Genomic DNA, 17,650 nt, shown 5'->3' with positions numbered 1-17,650 from the left:
TGTACAAGTAAGGGGTTACTGCAGGAAAACCCCTGGCCGTGGGCCGGTTGGTTTGTAGGATCTGTGGGCGACATGTGGCCCGGCTAATGGTCCGTACCACTTGCCCCGGGCCCCCAAGGCATCCGAAGATTTTCCTCCCCGCTCTCCGCAACCGCGCGAAGGGCGGGGAGCGTCTTTGCGAACGCCCTTCGGGGGTGCGGGGATGCGCTATGAGGTGTGGGGACACCTCGATCATTCAGGACATAGGGGAAGAGCGGGTAGGCATGAGGGCGTTTGACGCACGGTCAGTAGTGCTGCCTGACACGAGACAGCCGGTTGCGGCACGGGGTGCATGCGATGGGGGAGTGGCTGACGCAAAAGTGATGCCCGGCACGTACAACCCTGACGGGGGGAAACGTGTCCAACTGGCGTGGCTGAGGTACTCGACTTCTCTGCGGCGACGCGCGGCACGGCCCTACGGCCGCCCCGCCCGTCCCTCCGACCCCGCATGCCCGGTACGCCCGGCGGCATGCCGGTGATCGCGCCCATGCCCGCAGCGCGGCCCACCCGCATCCCGAACCAGCGCGACGGCGCCGAGGACATCGCGGCGGCCGGGACGACCGTCGACCACCTCACCGAGACCTACCGCGCGCACTACCGCTCGCTGCTCGGTCTCGCCGCCCTCCTGCTGGACGACACCGCCTCCTGCGAGGACGTCGTCCAGGAGGCCTTCATCCGCGTGCACTCCGCACGCAAACGCGTCCGCGACCCCGAGAAGACGCTCGCCTATCTGCGTCAGACGGTCGTCAATCTTTCCCGCTCCGCCTTGCGCCGCCGCATCCTGGGCCTCAAGCTCCTGTCGAAGCCGATGCCCGACATGGCGAGCGCCGAAGAGGGTGCGTACGACCAGCTGGAGCGCGACTCCCTCATCAAGGCGATGAAGGGGCTGCAGCGCCGCCAGCGCGAGGTCCTGGTGCTGCGCTACTTCGCGGACATGACCGAGGCCCAGGTCGCCGAGACGCTCGGCATATCGCTGGGCTCGGTCAAGGCGTACGGCTCCCGCGGCATCGCGGCCCTCCGTATTGCGATGGAGGCGCCGGCATGAACAGGGACCGTGAGGGACGTGACTCCCATGACAGACATGAGCCCTTCGCTTGGCATGAGCCGACACGACTGCAAGACCACAGGCAATCGCACGCTGGGAACGGAACTGTGAACCACGGCCCCGACGACCAGAACCCCGAGGGGCTCGACTCGGACGAGCTGGCCCTGCGCAGGATGCTGCACCAGGCGGTGCAGACGGTCGAGCCGCGCAACGGCACGCTGGACCACCTGCGGCGGGCCGTGCCCGCCCGGCGCGCCCGCAAGCGGCAGGCGATGGTCGGCATGGCGGCCGCCGCGCTGTTCATCGGCACCGCCGTCCCCGCCCTGCTGCACGTGTCCAACGCGACCGGCTCCGACGTCAACCCGTCGGCCGTCGGTCAGGCCTCGCAGGCCCAGGGCGGGGCGAGCCAGGGAAAAAACGCCGGCGGCGGTGAGAGCACTGCCGGCGGCAACTCCGGCAAGGTCGAGAACAAGGGCAAGGGCGACACCAAGGGCGACGGCAAGGGCAAGGGCACCGGCACGGGCACGAGCGGCAGCTCGAGCGGCGACCCCTCGACCACCAGCGCCACGGCCCCGGTGTGCACGGCCGCCCAGCTCGGTGCGCCCAGCCCGACGGTCGGCTCCCCGGACTCCTCCGGTGCGGTCTACGGCAGCTTCGTCGTCGCCAACACCTCCACCACCGCCTGCAGCGTCGACGCTCCCGGCTCGGTGACCCCGCTCGCGCAGGGCGCCGCGGACTCCTCGAAGATCGGCGTCGCCCGCCATGCCGCCGGAGACGCGGCGGCAAGCCTGCCCGACCCCTCCAGCGAGGTCGCCTCGCTCGTCCTGCAGCCCGGCGCGACCTACGCGATCCAGTTCGCCTGGGTCCCGTCGGACACCTGTCCCACCACCGGCGGCAATTCGGGCGGCACCACGGACGGCGGTTCCACCGCCAGCCCGACGCCAACGCCGGACGCGGGCAGCAGCTCGGGCTCCACGTCCAGCGGCACGGACAGCGGTGTGACGACGCAGATGCTCACGGAGGACGGCACGGCGGACGGCAGCGTCACGGTGTCGTACACGCCGGCGGCGGGCTCGGCGTCGGGTTCGGCGTCGGTGTCCAACGCGTGCGCGGGGACGGTCATCTACACCGGGGTGCTGGCCGGGGCGTGACTTCCCCGCCGTTGCTGGGGGCTGCGGCCCCCGGCGTCAGACGGTGACCTTCGCCTCCTCCGCCACCAACCCCATCTCCGCATCCCGCGCGAACTCGATCTCGCGCCGCAGCAGCCGGAACCACATGAACACCACGAACCCGGCGAAGACGAACCACTCGCCGGTGTAGCCGAGGTTCTGGAACGCCTTCAGGTCCAGCCCGGAGTCCGCCGGCGCAGTCGCCGGCACGGCTGTCATCCCGGCGTCCGCCTTGTCCAGCGTGACCCATGCGTCGTACACGTCGTACGGCACGAGGTTCACCAGCGAGGCCGAACTGATCGCCGCGGTCTGCCCGTCCGGCAGCCCGCCCTGCGCGCTCACCCCGTTGTCCCCCGGCGTCTCGGACGCCTGCAGGGCACCCGTGACGGTGACCTCACCCTTCGGTACGGCGGGCGCCTTCGAGGCGTCCGCGGAACCCGGCAGCCAGCCGCGCACCACGGGCAGCGCCTTGCCGTCGTCGGTGCGCAGCAGCGTCAGCACGTAGAAGCCGCGCTTGCCGTCCAGTCGGCGGTCCGGAACGAGCAGCTGCCTGCCGTACCGCCCGGTCTCGGTGGCCTGCCTGCCGGAGGTGGCCTTGTCCACGGGCAGCAGCTCTTTCAGCGGCCGGGCCGCCTCGTGCCGGTCCGTCGTGACCTGCTCGGTCGCGTCGCGGTGGTCCTGGACGCGGTCCTCGAACCGGCTCAGCTGCCAGGACCCCATGAAGATGCAGAAGGGGATGGCGAGCAGCACGAAGACGTTGATCCCCCACCATCGGGGCGTCAGCAGAAACCGGTACACGCCTTCAAAGGTACGGGGCCGCTTCGCGGGGCCGGGCCGCGGGGTTCAGTACCGCTCGGCCAGGTGGTCCCGGCCCGCCGGGGGCTCGTAGGGCTCCGGCCAGAAGTCGGTGACGGCGGCTATTCGGCCGGACGCGTCCGCCGTGAAGAAGGAGATGCCGTACATCTCCTCCAGCCCGACCGTGAACCGCAGCCAGCTGACGACCTGTTCCGGCTCGGCGACGATCCGCTCGATCCGCAGGTGCCAGTCACCGGGATACTCCCGGTTGAACTGCACGTACCGCTCCCGGCCGCTGATCCGCTCGCGGGTCTGCGGCAGCGTGTAGACGACATCCTCGGCCAGGGTGTCGGCGAATGCGTCCCAGTCCCGGGCCTCGGCTGCGGCCCAGAACCTCTCGACTGTCTTGCGCAGATCGGTCATGTCGAAAGAGTCTGCACCCCGCCACTGACAATCGGTCCGGGCCGACGCCGTCCGTCCTGCTCAGGAGGGGATTGGTAAGCGACCGGTAGAAGTTGTCCACAGGCTGGGGATCCCGTCGGCGCATTGTCACAGCGAGCAGGCAGTATGGGGCCATGACTGAGAGCAACGGGCCCGCCGCGCCGGAGCGGGACGAACAGATGCCGGACTGGGAGAAGCGCTTCAGGGCGCCGAGGGTTTCGCTGCCCGACTGGGCGGAGGACGCCCCCGACCGGTCGCTGTTCGTGTCGAACGCCACCGGCACCTACGAGCTGTACGCCTGGGACCGGGCGACGGACGAGCAACGCCAGGTCACGGACCGGCCGAACGGCACGACGGACGGTGTGCTCTCCCCGGACGGCGCCTGGATCTGGTGGTTCGACGACAAGGACGGCGACGAGTTCGGCGTCTGGCGCAGACAGCCCTTCGAGGGCGGGCCGGACGAGCTCGCCGCCCCGGGCCTGGAGGCCTCCTACCCGGCAGGCCTGGCCCTCGGCCGCGACGGCCGCACGGCGATCGTCGGGCGTTCCACGGACGAGGACGGTACGACGATCCATCTCGTGCGCACCGGCGAGGACCCCGCGGAGGTCTACCGCCACCGCGAGTCGGCGGGCGTCGGCGACCTCTCTCACGACGGCTCGCTGATCGCGATCGAGCACACGGAGCACGGCGACGCGATGCACTCCGCGCTGCGTGTGCTGCGCCCCGACGGCACGGCGGTCGCCGAGCTCGACGACACCAAGGGCGGCACGCAGGAGCTGGGCCTGGAGGTCCTGGGCTTCGCGCCGGTCGACGGCGACACCCGTCTGCTCATCGGCCACCAGCGCCGCGGCCGCTGGGAGCCCCTGGTGTGGGATGTGGCGACGGGCGAGGAGACCGACCTGGCCCTGGACCTGCCGGGCGACGTCGGTGCCGAGTGGTATCCGGACGGCACGGGCCTGCTCATCGTGCACAGCTTCGAGGCCCGCAGCGAGCTGTTCCGTTACGACCTCGCGGGCGGCGCCCTGGAGCGGATGCTCACCCCGCCCGGCTCGGTCTCCGGCGCCACCGCCCGCCCCGACGGCAGCGTGGAGTACCTCTGGTCCTCGGCCGCCGAGCCGTCGGCGGTCCGCTCGACGACGGGCGAGGTCGTCCTCGACCCGCCGGGCATGAAGTCCCCGGGCTCGGTGCCGGTGGAGGACGTCTGGGTGGACGGCCCCGGCGGCCGCATCCACGCCCTGGTCCAGAAGCCGGCCGGCGTGACGGGCCCGCTGCCCACGGTCTTCGACATCCACGGCGGCCCGACCTGGCACGACAGCGACGCGTTCGCGGCGGGCCCGGCGGCCTGGGTCGACCACGGGTACGCGGTGGTGCGGGTCAACTACCGCGGTTCCACGGGCTACGGCCGCGCCTGGACGGACGCCCTGAAGCACCGCGTGGGCCTGATCGAGCTCGAGGACATCGAGGCGGTCCGCGCCTGGGCGGTGAGCTCGGGCCTGGCAGACCCCGACCGCCTGATCCTCACCGGCGGTTCCTGGGGCGGCTACCTCACCCTCCTCGGCCTCGGCGTCCAGCCGCACGCCTGGGCGCTGGGCATCGCGGCGGTCCCGGTCGCCGACTACGTCACGGCGTACCACGACGAGATGGAAGCCCTGAAGGCCATGGACCGCACCCTGCTGGGCGGCACCCCGGAGGAGGTCCCCGAACGCTTCGAGGCCTCGTCCCCCTTGACCTACGTCGACGAGGTCAAGGCCCCGGTCTACATCTCGGCCGGCGTCAACGACCCCCGCTGCCCGATCCGCCAGATCGAGAACTACGTCAAGCGGCTGGAGGCGAAGGGCGCCACCCACGAGGTGTACCGCTACGACGCGGGGCACGGTTCGCTGGTGGTGGACGAGCGGATCAAGCAGGTACGGCTCGAACTGGACTTCGCGGAGCGGCACTTGGGAGGTCGCACACTGTCCTAGCCTGCGGGCAGTCGTGCCGCTGGGGCGGCGCGCGTGGGCGCAGGCGGCACCCCGCGGGCGCGGGCGCGAAAGCCACCCACCGCCCCAGCTCCGGGTGCCTCTCAGGCCCCGGCCCGCTCCCGCGGCCGCCGCCCCAGCAACTCCGCCAACCCCCGCCGCGTAGCCGCCAGCACCACCCGATCCGACCCCCGCAGCACGTAGTTGTCCGGCAGATCCCACACCAGCCCCGACCGCCGTGCGTCCTCGTACGCCTCCTCCGCCGCGGGTTCTTCCTGGCGGCGGCGGTCACCGACTGCCGCCGTATCGAGGGCCAGCACCCGCCACGCCCCCGCCCGAAACGCCTCCGCGACCGTCTTCCCCTCCAGCTGTGCATGCCCGCCCACATCCACCGCGGCGAACAGCAACACCCGCCGCTCCACCGGAATCGCCCCCAGAATCTGCCGCCCCATCATCGCCCCGGCAAACGCAGGAGCAGCCAGATGAGAAACACTCCGACTCCGGGTGGACGCCCGCGGATGCGCGGCCCGCAGCGTCCGGTACACGGCGGTCGCGAAGTCGTCGTCGTACAGCCGCAGCACAACCCGTAGATCCGGCCGCACACTTCGGGCGTACAGCGCGGCCTCGAGATTCGTCGTGTCCGCGCTGGTCACCGCGAGCAGCGCATGCGCACGGTGGATCTTGGCGGCCTCCAGCACACCCTCCTGCGTGACGTCCCCGAGCACCACCGGCACCCGCAACCGCCGCGCCGTCGCCAGCCCGCGCGCGTCGGGGTCGGACTCGACGCACACCACGGGGATGTGCAGTTCCCGCAGCCGCGTCAGCACCCGCGTACCGATCTTGCCGAGCCCGAGGAGGACCACATGACCGCCCAGCCCCCGTGGCGGCTTGCGCAGTGCGGACGCGGTCCTGAAGGTCCCGAGCGCCTCGAGCACCGCGGCCAGCAGCACCGGCAGCAGCAGCAACCCGACCAGACCGGAGAGGAGTTGAAGGACCTGACGCCCGACGGAAGCGCCGATCGCGGGGTCGTCGATGGCGAAGAGATCGAGCAGCGTCAGATAGAACGCGCTCAGCGGATGCATCCCCGTCACCAGCCACAAGGCCACCGCGAGCGCGACCACGCATCCGACCATGCCCGCCATCGACCACCGCAGCCGCCGCGAGAACAGCGACGCGAACGCCACGGCCCCGCGGGCGGGCGGCAGTTCGGGCCCGGCGTACGAGACCTGCTCCAGTACGACGCTGCCGCGGCCGGTCGCGGCCCGGACCGCCGCCGCGTCGGGCAGCAGCTCCGGCCCATGCTCCCCGCCGGTCTCGGCACCGTCCGGGGACAGCAACGCCAAGGTGGCCAGCCCGGGCCGGGCCACCTGCCCGGGCCGCGGCGTCCGCTCCACCGCGCGCAGCAGCAGCCCGTCGGTCTGTACGACCTTGCTGGTGCCGGCGACGGCGGTGGCGGCCAGCGCGGGCGCGGCCGTATCGGCGTCGGACAGCACGGTGGTGGAGGCGTCGAAGCCGGATCCGTCCCCGTCGCCCGCGGCCAACGCGGCCGCCTGGTCGAGGAGTTCCTCGATGTGCTGCCCGAGCCGCCGGTTGTAGAGCCTGAGGACCAGCCGCAGCCGGGGGTTGAGGCGGCGGGCGGTGAGGGCGGCGCGGATGTTGGTCTCGTCGTCGTCGTACACCAGCGCCAGCGCGGCGGCCCGCTCCACGCCCGCGTCCGCGAGCACGGACTCGACCGGCTCGGCGGCCTCCACGACATGGCCGTTGCCGACGGGTTCGGCGGCGGCCGCGCCGTTCCCCCGGTTGACGGCCGCGCTCACCCGGTCGATCAGGGCCGCGGTCGTGGCCCGGGCCCGCCCGACCACCGGCGGCAGGACACCGCGCTCGGACGGCGGGACGACGAGGGTGACCTGCTCGCCGTAGACACCCCGCAGTTCGGCGGCCAGCCGGTGCGCCAGGCCGTCGTCACCGCACACCACCATGTGCGCGGACGTATCACCACTCGGCTGCCCTTGATTCGGAACGCTCCCCACGAGGGGAAAGACTGCCTCAACGAGACGGGTGGTTCCAGCAACGATCGTGCACGGTCACTGAACATCCACCGCCTCCCCGCCGTACTGAAGGGGAGGAAGACCAGCGCCCTTCCGCAGCGCACCACCGGAGGTACCTCGCCCGTGGCCATCACCAAAGCAGCCCCCACGGGGGCGGACAGCGATGAGCCGGTAGGCCACGATCCGGCAGGCCACCGGCCTGCGGAACATCATCCGGAGCCGCACGGGAAGACGGCCGGCGGCGGACAGCGCGAGTCGAAGTCCCCGCTGATCCTCACCATGGTGCTGCTCCTGCTGGTGCTGCTGCAGGGACCCATCCGCGGCGCACTCTCCGCACCGGTGATGCAGAGCTGGATGACGGTGTTCGTGGCCGTGCTGGTCCAGGCGCTGCCCTTTCTCGTCCTCGGCGTGCTGCTCTCGGCGGCGATCGCCGTGTTCGTACCGGCGTCGTTCTTCGCCCGCGCCCTGCCGAAGCGGCCCGCGCTGGCGGTCCCCGTCGCGGGGATGGCGGGCGCGGTGCTGCCGGGCTGCGAGTGCGCGTCCGTACCCGTGGCCGGGGCGCTGGTCCGCCGCGGCGTGACCCCGGCCGCGGCGCTCGCCTTCCTCCTCTCCGCCCCCGCCATCAACCCGATCGTGCTGACGGCGACCGCGGTCGCCTTCCCCCGCAACCCCGAAATGGTCCTGGCCCGTTTCGTCGGCAGTCTGCTCGTGGCCTGTGTGATGGGCTGGCTGTGGCAACGCCTGGGCCGGACCGACTGGTTGCGCCTGCCGGAGCGCCCGCACTTCGACGGCCAGAGCAAGGGCGCGGCCTTCTGGGGCTCGGTCCGGCACGACGTGATGCACGCGGGCGGCTTCCTGGTCATCGGCGCGATGGCCGCGGCGACGCTGAAGGCGGTGGCCCCGGCGAGCTGGCTGCGCACGGCGGCCGAGAATCCGGTCGTCGCGATCCTCGCGCTCGCGATCCTCGCCGTACTGCTGTCCATCTGCTCGGAGGCGGACGCGTTCGTAGCGGCTTCGCTGACCCAGTTCTCGCTCACGGCCAAGCTGGCGTTCCTGGTGGTCGGCCCAATGATCGACCTCAAGCTCTTCGCCATGCAGGCGGGCACCTTCGGCCGCGGCTTCGCCCTGCGCTTCGCCCCCGCCACCTTCGCCCTCGCCATCGCGGGCGCGGTCCTGACCGGGGCGGTGCTCCTGTGAACCGCCAGGCACAGGCGGCGGTCCTGTTCCTCACCGGCGCGGCCCTGCTGCACGCGGGCTTCACCGACCTCTACCTGCGCTACGTCAAGGCAGGCCTGCAACCGCTGTTGCTGCTGTCGGGCGCGGTACTGATCGCCGCGGCGCTGGCGACGGTCTGGTACGAGTGGCGGGGAGGGAAGGGGAAGGGCAGCGACGGGCACACCCAGGACCACGGCGACGGCCACGATCACGGCGACGGCCATGTCCACCGCGAGCCCCGCGTCTCGTGGCTCCTGGTCCTCCCCCTCCTCGCCCTCATCCTGGTCGCCCCGCCGGCCCTCGGCTCGTACAGCGCCATGCGCACCGGTACGGCACTGCAGCAGCCGTACGGCTACAACTCCCTGCCCGCCGCCGGGCCGCTCCGCCTCGGCGTGGTCGACTACGCGGGCCGCGCGGTCTACGACCACGGCCGCTCCATAACCGGCCGCCAGATCAAGATCACGGGCTTCGTCGCCCTGGACCGCACTGGTGCCCCCTACCTGGTCCGCATGGCCCTCAACTGCTGCGCCGCCGACGCCCAGCCGGTGAAGATCGCCCTGACGGGCAGGATCCCCCCGGTCCTGGAGCCGGACAAGTGGCTGGAGGTGACCGGCACCTACACCGCCAGGCAGACCAAGGATCCCGTCAACAACGGCCCGATCCCGTACCTCGAGGTGACGTCGGCGAAACCGGTGCCGACGCCGAAGGACCCGTACGACGAGAGCTGGAACCAGTGATCCAGCCCGCGTCCCGGGCGGCGGCGACCGCGCGTTCCTCGGCGTCGTCGGCGGCGGAGTTCAGGGCGGCGTCACGTCCTGCCGCCGTGCCGCCGGCCGCGGTCGCGGCGGCCTGCGAGGCGGCGAGGGCGGCGCGCAGTGCGTGGGCGGCGGCCTCGTTCCCGTCGTGCGACCGGGCCACCTGAGCGGCGAGCGCGGCCGCGGCCGCGGCATTGCGCGCGCAGCGGGCGTCCGCGGCCGGGTCGGGGGCGCCCGCCGCGAGCCCGTCGAGCAACCGGGCGGTCAGCCGCAGGGCGTTGGCCGCCCGCTCGGTGGGGCTCTTCGGCACCGGCTCGGCCGCGGCGGCGTCCACTCCGGCGTACCGGCATGCGGCGAGGGCGCGGTCGTAGGCGCTCCGGGCGCGAGCGCCATGGCCGTCTTCGGGCGCGCTCATCTCTGTCTCCTCGGCTGGAGGTCTCCTCGGCTGGAGGTCTTTTCGGCTCGCGGGCGGAGGCAGGGTGCCACGTCGGCCGTGAAGAGGACAGAAGCGTGCGGGTCTGGATAACTGACGGGTCGTCAGTTATGGTCCCCGTGCCGCCGAGCGGCTTCCGAAGAGGTGCATGAAGGGGTGAACGCAGTGGAGACCCGTCCCCAGAGCCCGCAACCGTCAGGCCCCCCACGCTGGGTCGCGATGTTCCACCGACCCGACTCGACGGCCTGGCAGGTGTGCGCCGAGTCCCCGCACCGCGCCCCCGTGCAGTACGCGCTCGGCGAGATGGCCCACACCGTCCGGGCCCGCGGGGAGAGCCTCGCGGTGAGCCTCTGGGGCCCGAAGGGCGACAGCTGGCAGCGCTACGACGTCTCGGCTCCCGCGCCGGCGCCGGCAGCGCAGCAACCGTCCACCGCCCCCGAGGAGCCGACCAGGCTCGCCGAACGCATGGACAGCCGCCGCCGCCAGGTCCTCATGTCCGGCCTGGCCAAGGCCGGCGTCTACGACCTGGCGCCGGACGACCTGGCCGCCGTACGGGAAATCGTCGACCGGCTCGACGAGACCACCGTACGCAGGCTCGCGCACTGGCTCGCGACCTCCGGCGGCGACCGCTAGGGCCTGCGCCACCCGGCGTCCACGGGCCGCGGAAGTCGTTCGCGATCGCTTCGTAAGCTGGCCCGTATGAACGAGATCATCTCGGTTGTCACGCCTGTGCACGGAGAGGGTGCGCGGTTCCTCTCGGAGGCGTACGCGTCCCTTCGCTCCCAGGACCTTCCTGACGGCTGGTCATGGGAGTGGTGTGTGCAGGAGGACGGAAGCGACGTTCGAAGCTCCGCGCATCTTCCCGCGGACGATCCGCGCATCCGGATCTCGGCGTCCCGACGTGGCGGCCCGCACGTGGCGCGGACCCTGGCGTTCGCCCGGTCGACCGGTGTCTACGTGAAGAACCTGGACGCCGACGACCAGCTCACCGCCGGGGCTCTCGCGCGCGACATCGCCGCGTTGGAGGAGCACCCCGCGGTGGGCTGGACCACGTCCCGAGTGCTCGACCTCCTCGACGACGGCAGCACCGTCTCCTTCGACGGCGATCCGGAGCCCGGCCGGCTCCCGCGCGGGAGCGCGTACGGATTCTGGGCCGAGCACCGCCGGCCTCGGATTCACCCCGCCACGCTGTGCGTGCGGCGCCATCTGCTGGCGCTGCTCGGCGGGTGGATGGCCCTGCCGGCCTCCGGTGACACGGGCCTGCTGCTCGGACTCGACGCCCTGACGGACGGATGGTTCATCGGCGACACCGGCCTCATGTACCGCAAGCACCCCGGGCAGATCACCACGCACCCGAATCACCAGGCCGGGGAGGAATGGGGGGCCCGGATGTCGTTGATCCAGGAGCACGCCGACGCCCTTCGCGCCTGGGCCGCCATCGTGCAGGGGGAAGTCCCGGGCTCACCGACGGTCTGAGCCGGACATACAAGGGCCCGACCGCTAGCGACGGGGGATGCACCAGCGATCGGGCTATGGCCAAGACTAACAAGACGAAAGGTGCAGCGGGAGTCGCCTGCTCGGCTATCACGGCGAGTTGTGATCTGGATCACCGGATCTACGCCCGTCACCCGCCCGCTACGTGCCGCACGGAGGCTCGTAGGAGAGCCGCGGCAGGTACTCGTGCCACTTGTCCGCCGTCAGGACGCCCTGCGTGGTCGAGCAGATGTGCCGGATGGCGTCGTCGGTGTCGAGGTTCCAGAGCCGGACGGTGTCGGCGCCGCTCGACACCCCGAGCATGTGGCTCCTGGGGCTGAACGAAAGGAAGTTGCCGGTCTTGGCGTTGGGGCTCATCGACTGCCCGATCGGGGCGGCCTCGGAGGGGTCGGCCACGTTCCACAGGCGGACGGTGTTGTCGTTGCCGCCGCTCGCCAGCGTGCGGCCGTCCTGGCTGAGGGTGAGCGAGACGACCGCTTCGGTGTGACCGGTCAGGGGCTTGCCCTCCTCGGTCGCGTCGCGCGGGTCGGTGACGTTCCACAGCCGGACCGTGTCGTCATCGCTGCCGCTGGCCAGCGTGCGGCCGTCCGGACTGTAGACGAGGACGTTGACGGGGCCGCCGTGACCCTTGAGCGGTGCGCCGACAGGGGTGACACGGCGGGGGTCGGCGACGTTCCAGAACCGGATGGTGGCGTCCGCGCTGCCGCTGGCGAGGGTACGGCCGTCCGGACTGAAGACGAGGCTGTTGATATAGCCCTTGTGGCCGGTCAGCGGTGCGCCGAACTTGACGGCACGGGACGGGTCGGCGACGTTCCACAGCTGGATGGTGCGGTCGTCGTAGGGGGTCGCCAGCGTGCGTCCGTCCGGGCTGAAGGTCAGCGCGTCGGAGCCCGTGAAGCGGGTCCGCAGGGTGAGGGGCGTCCCGTAGGAGACCGGCCGGGCCGGGTCGGTGACGTTCCACAGGTACAGCTTCCGGCGTCCGTTCATCACGGCGAGCGTGTGGCCGTCGGGGGAGAAGGCCAGCTGGCGCTGGCCGCCGTCCGCGGGCATGAACGGTTCGCCCATCGCCACGGGCCGGCCGGGAACCGTCACGTTCCACAGCCGGATCCGCCCGTCGCGCGCGGCCATGGCGAGCACCTGCCCGTCCGGGCGGAATGCTCCGAAGGCGCCGACCATGTCCGACGTCGGCACCGACCACAGCCGGACCTTGCTGTCGCCGCTGCCGGTGGCCAGGGTGCGGCCGTCGGGGCTGAAACCGATGGCGTACATCTCGCCGCTGCTGCCCGCGAGCGGCTCGCCGACCTGCGACGGGAAGGCCGGGTCGCTGACGTTCCACAGACTCGCCGTGCTGTCGGCGCTGCCGGCCGCGAGCATGCCGCCCTTGGGGCTGAAGGCCACCGACCAGATGGGACCGGTGTGGCCGGTCAGCGGCGAGCCGAGCTGGGCGGCCCGGCCCGGGTCGGTGACGTCCCACAGCCGGATGGTGTCGTCGGCGCTGCCGCTGGCGAGGGTGTGCCCGTCGGGGCTGAAGGCCAAGGAGTGCACCGTGTCCGTGTGGCCCTTCAGCACCCGGTCGATCGCCTTCGGGTGGTGCGGGTCGGCCATGTTCCACAGCATGATCGTGTTGTCGTCGCCACCGGCCGCCAGCAGGCGCCCGTCAGGGCTGAAGGCCACGGAACGCACGGCGGCGCTGTGGCCGGTCAGCGGCTCGAGCGCCTTCGGCCTGCCCGGATCGGTCATGTCCCACAGCCGTACGGTGTGGTCCTCGCCGGCGGAGGCCAGCGTGTGTCCGTCCGGGCTGAAGGCGAGCAGGTAGATCGTGCCGGTGTGGCCGGTCAGGGGAGTGCCGAGCGGCTTGGGGTGCGCGGGATCGCGTACGTCCCACAGCCGTACGGTGCCGTCGTCGCCGGTGCTGGCGAGGGTGCGACCGTCGGGGCTGAAGACCGCGGTGCTCACCCAACTGGTGTGTCCGGTGAGCGGTTTGCCCAGCGGCTTCGGGTGCGAGCGGTCGCTGACGTCCCACAGCCGGACCGTCCGGTCGTAGCTGGCGGTGGCCAGGACCTTGCCGTCCGGGCTGAACGAGGTGAGGTACACGGCACCGGTGTGGCCGAGCAGCGGTGTGGCCAGCGGCGCGTTCACGATCGAGATCAGCCGGTTGTTGGTGCCCGCGTCGTCCGGCCGCAGGTCATGGGCCACCAGGTCCAGCTGGGCGGAGAGCGAGGGGTCGGTGTACTGCACGCGGTCGGCCTCGGCGACCACCTGCTCGAACACCGCGTCGTTGCGCTGCTGCCAGGCGAGCACCGCCGCGCCCACGGCCAGGATCGACATCACGACCAGTGCCGCCACCCCACCGCGCCGCATCACGAGGGTGCGCCTGCGCAGCCGTACCGAAGCCGCCAGGAACTCCACCGCGCTGCGGGTCAGCAGGGTGTCGCCCGCGGACTTCGCCCAGTTGCGGGCCTGCTCCAGCCGCGAACCCCGGTACAGCAGCGAGGAGTCGCGGTCGGAGCCCTCCCAGGCGCGGCCGTCCTCCTCCAGACGCTGGCGGACCAGGTGGTCGTTGCGGCCCTCGTCGATCCAGTCGCGCAGCCGCGGCCAGGCGTGCAGCAGCGCCTCGTGGGTGATCTCCACGGTCTCCGCGTCCAGCGTCACCAGCCGGGCGCGGACCAGCGCCTCGAGCGACTCCTCCGTCTTGCCGGGGTCCGTCGACTCCTCCGCCAGCTGCCGCCGCGTCCCGCGCCGCCGGGTGGCCTGGGTGTCCTCGCCGAGCCGGACCAGCCGCAGAAGCAGCAGCCGCGCCGCCGTACGAGCCGCCGGATCGAGCCCGGACCAGGCCCGCTCGGCCGTCGCGGCCACCGCGCCCTGGATTCCGCCCGCCGCCCGGTAACCGGCCAGCGTCAGCCTCCCCGCCTTCCGCCGCTGCCAGGTGGCGAGCAGGGCGTGGGACAGCAGCGGCAGCACGCCCGCGTCGTGCGCCCCGCGGGGCCCGTCGGCGCTCACCTCCCGGACGATCAGCTCCGCGAGCCCCGGTTCGAGCTCCAGCCCCACTGCCTTGGCCGGCCCGGTCACCGCCTCGCGCAGCTCCGCCGTCGTCAGCGGCCCGAGCACCATGTGCCGGTGCTGCAGCGCGTCGGCCAGCTCGGGATACCTGAGGCACTGGTCGTAGAAGTCGGCACGGATACCGAGGACCACCAGTACGGGCGCCGGGTCGTCCGGCCCGGCGGGCGTGCACGCGGCATGCAGGACCTGCACGAACGTCCGCCGGCTCGCCTCGTCGGGGCAGAGGGTGAAGGCCTCCTCGAACTGGTCCACGATGACCACCGGACGGTCACCGTCGCCCCCCTCGCGCCCCATCCACGCCGTGACGGCGCCATGGACCGCGGCCGTGAACCGCGGCGTACCGGCCTCCTCCGCCGCCGACACCACGGGTGCGAGCTCCGGGATCCGCCGCGTCAGCTCCGCGAGCGGATCACTGCCGGGCACGAGTTGTACGACACCTGCAGCCGCCGCCCGGCCGTGCTCGTCGCCGAGCGCGCCGTCCCGCAGCGCGGTCACCAGACCGGCGTTCAGCAGCGAGGACTTCCCGGCCCCCGAGGCGCCGACGAGCATGACCAGGCCGCCGGTCTTCTCCGCCGCCCGCAGCTGATCGACGAGCGCGTTCGTGCTCCGCTCCCGCCCGAAGAACCACCGGGCGTCCTCCTGCCGATAGGACGCCAGTCCCCGGTACGGACACACACCGGGGACGGCCGACGCCTCGGCCGGGGCCCCCTCCTCCACCTCCGCGGACGCCGCGGCCCGCTCCCCGGCCGGATCGGCCACGGCACGTTCCCAGAGCCGCTGCCACTGCACCATGTCGTACAAACCGGGCGAAACGGGCGTGGGTCGCGCGCGCCGGGCCTGAGGTATCAGGACATGGAGCACCGCGGCGAGTGCGGCGAACTGCGCGGGCACGTTCTTGGCCCGCCGCCAGTCGCTGATCCGCTGCGCGGACACCCGTACGGCCCGCCCCCGCTCGTCCACGCGCTGAAGCTGTACGACCGCCTCGGCCACGCGCGTGAGGGGAGGGTTGCCGGCCTCCTTGTAGAGCAGTGCGAGCCGTTCCGCGAAGGCAGTACGTGCCCCTGAGTCGGAACTCAAGGCCTCCACCCCTTACTCCCCCCGCGTTTGGACATCCGGACCGGAAAACTCACTTTATACGGCTGACCTGCGACTTAAGCGTCCGGACCGGAACCGGAACCTCCCCACCGGGAGGCGCAGCTGGCAGGATCACGACGCAGTAGCGAGCCCGTCACGCGCTGTCCGCGCAGGCCATCGGCTCAGCGCCCGGGGAGACATCCCGGGACGCCGAACGTTCTCGGCCGGTTTCCGCAGGAGCCACGGGACGGCGGCGTCGGACACATCGCCTGAGCCCGCGAGATCCGCGCCGTTCGGCGCCGGTCCCCACGAGGGGAGGGACCGGAGCCGAACGGCGCGGAATGCTTTCCGATCGCCTTGATCATCGCGGTGGACTTTTTGATCACCATTGACCCTCCTTTGCAACTGCTGTCACCCGCGTGACCTACGCTCCGCTCACTTCCCCAGTTCAGCAGGGGCTCTTTTTCGTTCCGGGGGGTTCGAAACCACCGTGCGCACACGCACTCTTCCGGCCGCGACGGCGCTCGCGGTCCTGTTCTGCTCGGCCGCGCTCGCGGTCGCGTCGGCCGCGCCCGCGCTGGCCGACTCGAGCACCGTCCTGCCGGTCACCTCGACCGGCGACGTCGTCGTCGACGGCGTCCACCAGCGGGTCTTCATCAGCGACCCGAGCGGCGGAAAGATCGTCGCAACCGACTACAGCGGAACCGTCGTCGGCACGATCGACTCGCTGCCCGGCGTCCGCGGCCTCGAGCTCTCCGCAGACTCCGGCACCCTGTACGCGGCCGTCGAGGACGCCGACGCGATCGTCGCCGTCGACACGGCGACGGCCACCGAGTCCCATCGCTACCCGACGGGCGACGGCACCCAGCCCGAATACCCGGCCCTGGCCGGCGGCAAGCTCTGGTTCGGCTACCGCGGATCCGGCACCGGCAACATCGGCTCGCTCGACCTCAGCGGCACCGACCCGGTCGTGACGCTCCACCAGGACACCACCAAGACCTGGAACGACGCCCCGATCCTGGCCTCCTCGCCGGGCGCCCCGGACACCGTCGTCGCGGGCGCCTCCGGGCAGAGCCCGAACGAATTCGCCGTCTTCGACGTGTCCTCGGGCTCGGCGACCCGTACCGCGTACGCCTGGGACCCGGGCAGCAGCAGTGACCTCAGCGACCTCGCCGTCACCCCGGACGGCAAGGACGTCGTCACGGCCAGCGGCGCCCCGTACAAGCAGCAGGTCTTCAAGCTCTCCGACCTGTCCGAGGACGGCAGCTACACCTCCAACGCCTATCCGAACGCGGTCGACATCGCCCCGAACGGCGCGGTCGCCGGGGGCACCTTCTCCTGGTACGACCCGGACGTCCACATCTTCGAGCCGGGCATCTCCACCCCTGTCCGCCAGTACGACTTCCCGAACACCGGTGGCAGCAGCGGCGCCGACACCCTCGCGGCCTCGGGCCTGGCCTGGGCGCCGGACACCAGCAAGCTGTTCGCGGTGTCGTACAACGACTCGAACGTCTACTCCCTCCGGGTCCTCGACAACCCGACGAAGACGGACACCACGCTCACGGCGACGGCTCCGTCCACCGCGCCCCGCGCCAAGGCCCTCACGGTCACGGGCAAGCTGACCTCGGACGCGGCCTTCCCGTCCGGCACGACGGTCTCCGTCCGCCGCACCGACGCCGAGTCCCCCTCGGGCAAGGCGCTCGGCACGGCGACGGTCGGCGCCGACGGCTCGTACTCCTTCGCCGACACCCCGCCGGCCGGTGACAAGGTCACGTACACGGTCGGCTACGCGGGCGACGAGTACCACGCGGCCGCCACCGCGACGGCAACGGTGAACGTCACCCGCACCGCGACGGCGCTGACCCTCTCCAACAACGGCAAGGTGTACGCGTACAACACCCCGGTGAAGTTCACGGCGCACCTGGGGACGACGTACAAGAACCGCACCGTCGAGATCTACGCCGACCCGTACGGCTCCGACAAGCCCAACAAGCTGGTCAAGTCCGGCACGGTCGACTCCTCCGGAAACCTCTCCGCCACCCTCTACCTCACCCGGGACACCAAGCTCACCGCCAAGTTCACCGGCGACACCCGCTACGCGCCCGCGACGGTCACGAGCAC

The 17,650-nt window shown here is 72.0% G+C and carries 13 protein-coding genes; 8 read left to right on the top strand and 5 right to left on the bottom strand.

What is annotated here, in order from left to right; all coding sequences use genetic code 11:
- The first annotated feature begins 508 nt into the window (after positions 1-508).
- Together ABZ880_RS43435 and ABZ880_RS43430 are read left to right on the top strand one after the other, a co-directional pair.
- The gene (locus ABZ880_RS43435; RefSeq protein ID WP_361275783.1) at positions 509-1,084 is read left to right on the top strand and encodes a SigE family RNA polymerase sigma factor; all 576 of its coding nucleotides are present in this window, start codon (positions 509-511) and stop codon (positions 1,082-1,084) included.
- A gap of 107 nt (positions 1,085-1,191) precedes the next feature.
- Positions 1,192-2,235: a hypothetical protein gene (locus ABZ880_RS43430; RefSeq protein ID WP_361275556.1), complete on the top strand. Its 1,044-nt coding sequence runs from the start codon at positions 1,192-1,194 to the stop codon at positions 2,233-2,235.
- A gap of 36 nt (positions 2,236-2,271) precedes the next feature.
- Here the strand turns inward: ABZ880_RS43430 and ABZ880_RS43425 are convergent, their stop codons facing one another.
- Complete coding sequence (locus ABZ880_RS43425) at positions 2,272-3,051, bottom strand: SURF1 family protein (RefSeq protein ID WP_361275553.1); 780 nt, start codon at positions 3,049-3,051, stop codon at positions 2,272-2,274.
- A 45-nt stretch (positions 3,052-3,096) separates the two neighbouring features.
- Positions 3,097-3,471, bottom strand: a complete 375-nt coding sequence (locus ABZ880_RS43420; protein WP_361275550.1) for a nuclear transport factor 2 family protein — start codon at positions 3,469-3,471, stop codon at positions 3,097-3,099.
- A 152-nt stretch (positions 3,472-3,623) separates the two neighbouring features.
- Here ABZ880_RS43420 and ABZ880_RS43415 point away from each other — a divergent pair, with 152 nt between their 5' ends.
- The gene (locus ABZ880_RS43415) at positions 3,624-5,453 is read left to right on the top strand and encodes a prolyl oligopeptidase family serine peptidase (RefSeq protein ID WP_361275547.1); all 1,830 of its coding nucleotides are present in this window, start codon (positions 3,624-3,626) and stop codon (positions 5,451-5,453) included.
- Positions 5,454-5,554: 101 nt separating this feature from the next.
- Here ABZ880_RS43415 and ABZ880_RS43410 read toward each other — a convergent pair whose 3' ends face one another.
- Positions 5,555-7,429 carry an NAD-binding protein gene (locus tag ABZ880_RS43410; RefSeq protein ID WP_361275544.1) on the bottom strand — a complete coding sequence of 625 codons (1,875 nt, stop codon included), beginning with the start codon at positions 7,427-7,429 and terminating at the stop codon, positions 5,555-5,557.
- Positions 7,430-7,765: 336 nt separating this feature from the next.
- Between ABZ880_RS43410 and ABZ880_RS43405 the strand changes: the two genes are divergently transcribed.
- Both ABZ880_RS43405 and ABZ880_RS43400 read left to right on the top strand, forming a co-directional pair.
- Complete coding sequence (locus ABZ880_RS43405) at positions 7,766-8,695, top strand: permease (RefSeq protein ID WP_361275781.1); 930 nt, start codon at positions 7,766-7,768, stop codon at positions 8,693-8,695.
- Positions 8,692-9,450, top strand: a complete 759-nt coding sequence (locus tag ABZ880_RS43400; RefSeq protein WP_361275542.1) for a TIGR03943 family protein — start codon at positions 8,692-8,694, stop codon at positions 9,448-9,450. The genes ABZ880_RS43405 and ABZ880_RS43400 overlap by 4 nt, the downstream gene beginning before the upstream one ends.
- Here the strand turns inward: ABZ880_RS43400 and ABZ880_RS43395 are convergent.
- On the bottom strand, positions 9,359-9,883 hold the full coding sequence (locus ABZ880_RS43395) for a hypothetical protein (RefSeq protein ID WP_361275539.1): 525 nt from the start codon (positions 9,881-9,883) through the stop codon (positions 9,359-9,361). The genes ABZ880_RS43400 and ABZ880_RS43395 overlap by 92 nt on opposite strands.
- A gap of 237 nt (positions 9,884-10,120) precedes the next feature.
- On the opposite strand from ABZ880_RS43395, the gene ABZ880_RS43390 reads away from it, so the two are divergent.
- Together ABZ880_RS43390 and ABZ880_RS43385 are read left to right on the top strand one after the other, a co-directional pair.
- Positions 10,121-10,534: a hypothetical protein gene (locus tag ABZ880_RS43390; RefSeq protein WP_361275536.1), complete on the top strand. Its 414-nt coding sequence runs from the start codon at positions 10,121-10,123 to the stop codon at positions 10,532-10,534.
- Between the two features lie 66 nt (positions 10,535-10,600).
- Positions 10,601-11,377 carry a glycosyltransferase gene (locus ABZ880_RS43385; protein ID WP_361275534.1) on the top strand — a complete coding sequence of 259 codons (777 nt, stop codon included), beginning with the start codon at positions 10,601-10,603 and terminating at the stop codon, positions 11,375-11,377.
- 159 nt (positions 11,378-11,536) lie between these two features.
- Here ABZ880_RS43385 and ABZ880_RS43380 read toward each other — a convergent pair whose 3' ends face one another.
- On the bottom strand, positions 11,537-15,541 hold the full coding sequence (locus ABZ880_RS43380; protein WP_361275531.1) for an AAA family ATPase: 4,005 nt from the start codon (positions 15,539-15,541) through the stop codon (positions 11,537-11,539).
- A 478-nt stretch (positions 15,542-16,019) separates the two neighbouring features.
- On the opposite strand from ABZ880_RS43380, the gene ABZ880_RS43375 reads away from it, so the two are divergent.
- Positions 16,020-17,650 (top strand): Ig-like domain repeat protein (locus ABZ880_RS43375; protein WP_361275529.1); only part of this gene is annotated, 1,631 nt, incomplete at its 3' end.

The sequence above is a fragment of the Streptomyces sp. NPDC047043 genome, from assembly GCF_040644055.1.
GTDB lineage: Bacteria > Actinomycetota > Actinomycetes > Streptomycetales > Streptomycetaceae > Streptomyces.
Note: the sequence above shows the minus strand (reverse complement) of the source record. Positions and strands in the feature narration are given on the sequence as shown.

What these genes read in the sequence shown, in the direction of transcription:
- ABZ880_RS43435 (WP_361275783.1), top strand. Translation starts at nt 509, where the DNA reads ATGCCGGTGATCGCGCCCATGCCCGCAGCGCGGCCCACCCGCATCCCG.
- ABZ880_RS43420 (WP_361275550.1), bottom strand. Translation starts at nt 3,471, where the DNA reads ATGACCGATCTGCGCAAGACAGTCGAGAGGTTCTGGGCCGCAGCCGAG.
- ABZ880_RS43415 (WP_361275547.1), top strand. Translation starts at nt 3,624, where the DNA reads ATGACTGAGAGCAACGGGCCCGCCGCGCCGGAGCGGGACGAACAGATG.
- ABZ880_RS43410 (WP_361275544.1), bottom strand. Translation starts at nt 7,429, where the DNA reads ATGGTGGTGTGCGGTGACGACGGCCTGGCGCACCGGCTGGCCGCCGAA.
- ABZ880_RS43395 (WP_361275539.1), bottom strand. Translation starts at nt 9,883, where the DNA reads ATGAGCGCGCCCGAAGACGGCCATGGCGCTCGCGCCCGGAGCGCCTAC.
- ABZ880_RS43390 (WP_361275536.1), top strand. Translation starts at nt 10,121, where the DNA reads ATGTTCCACCGACCCGACTCGACGGCCTGGCAGGTGTGCGCCGAGTCC.
- ABZ880_RS43385 (WP_361275534.1), top strand. Translation starts at nt 10,601, where the DNA reads ATGAACGAGATCATCTCGGTTGTCACGCCTGTGCACGGAGAGGGTGCG.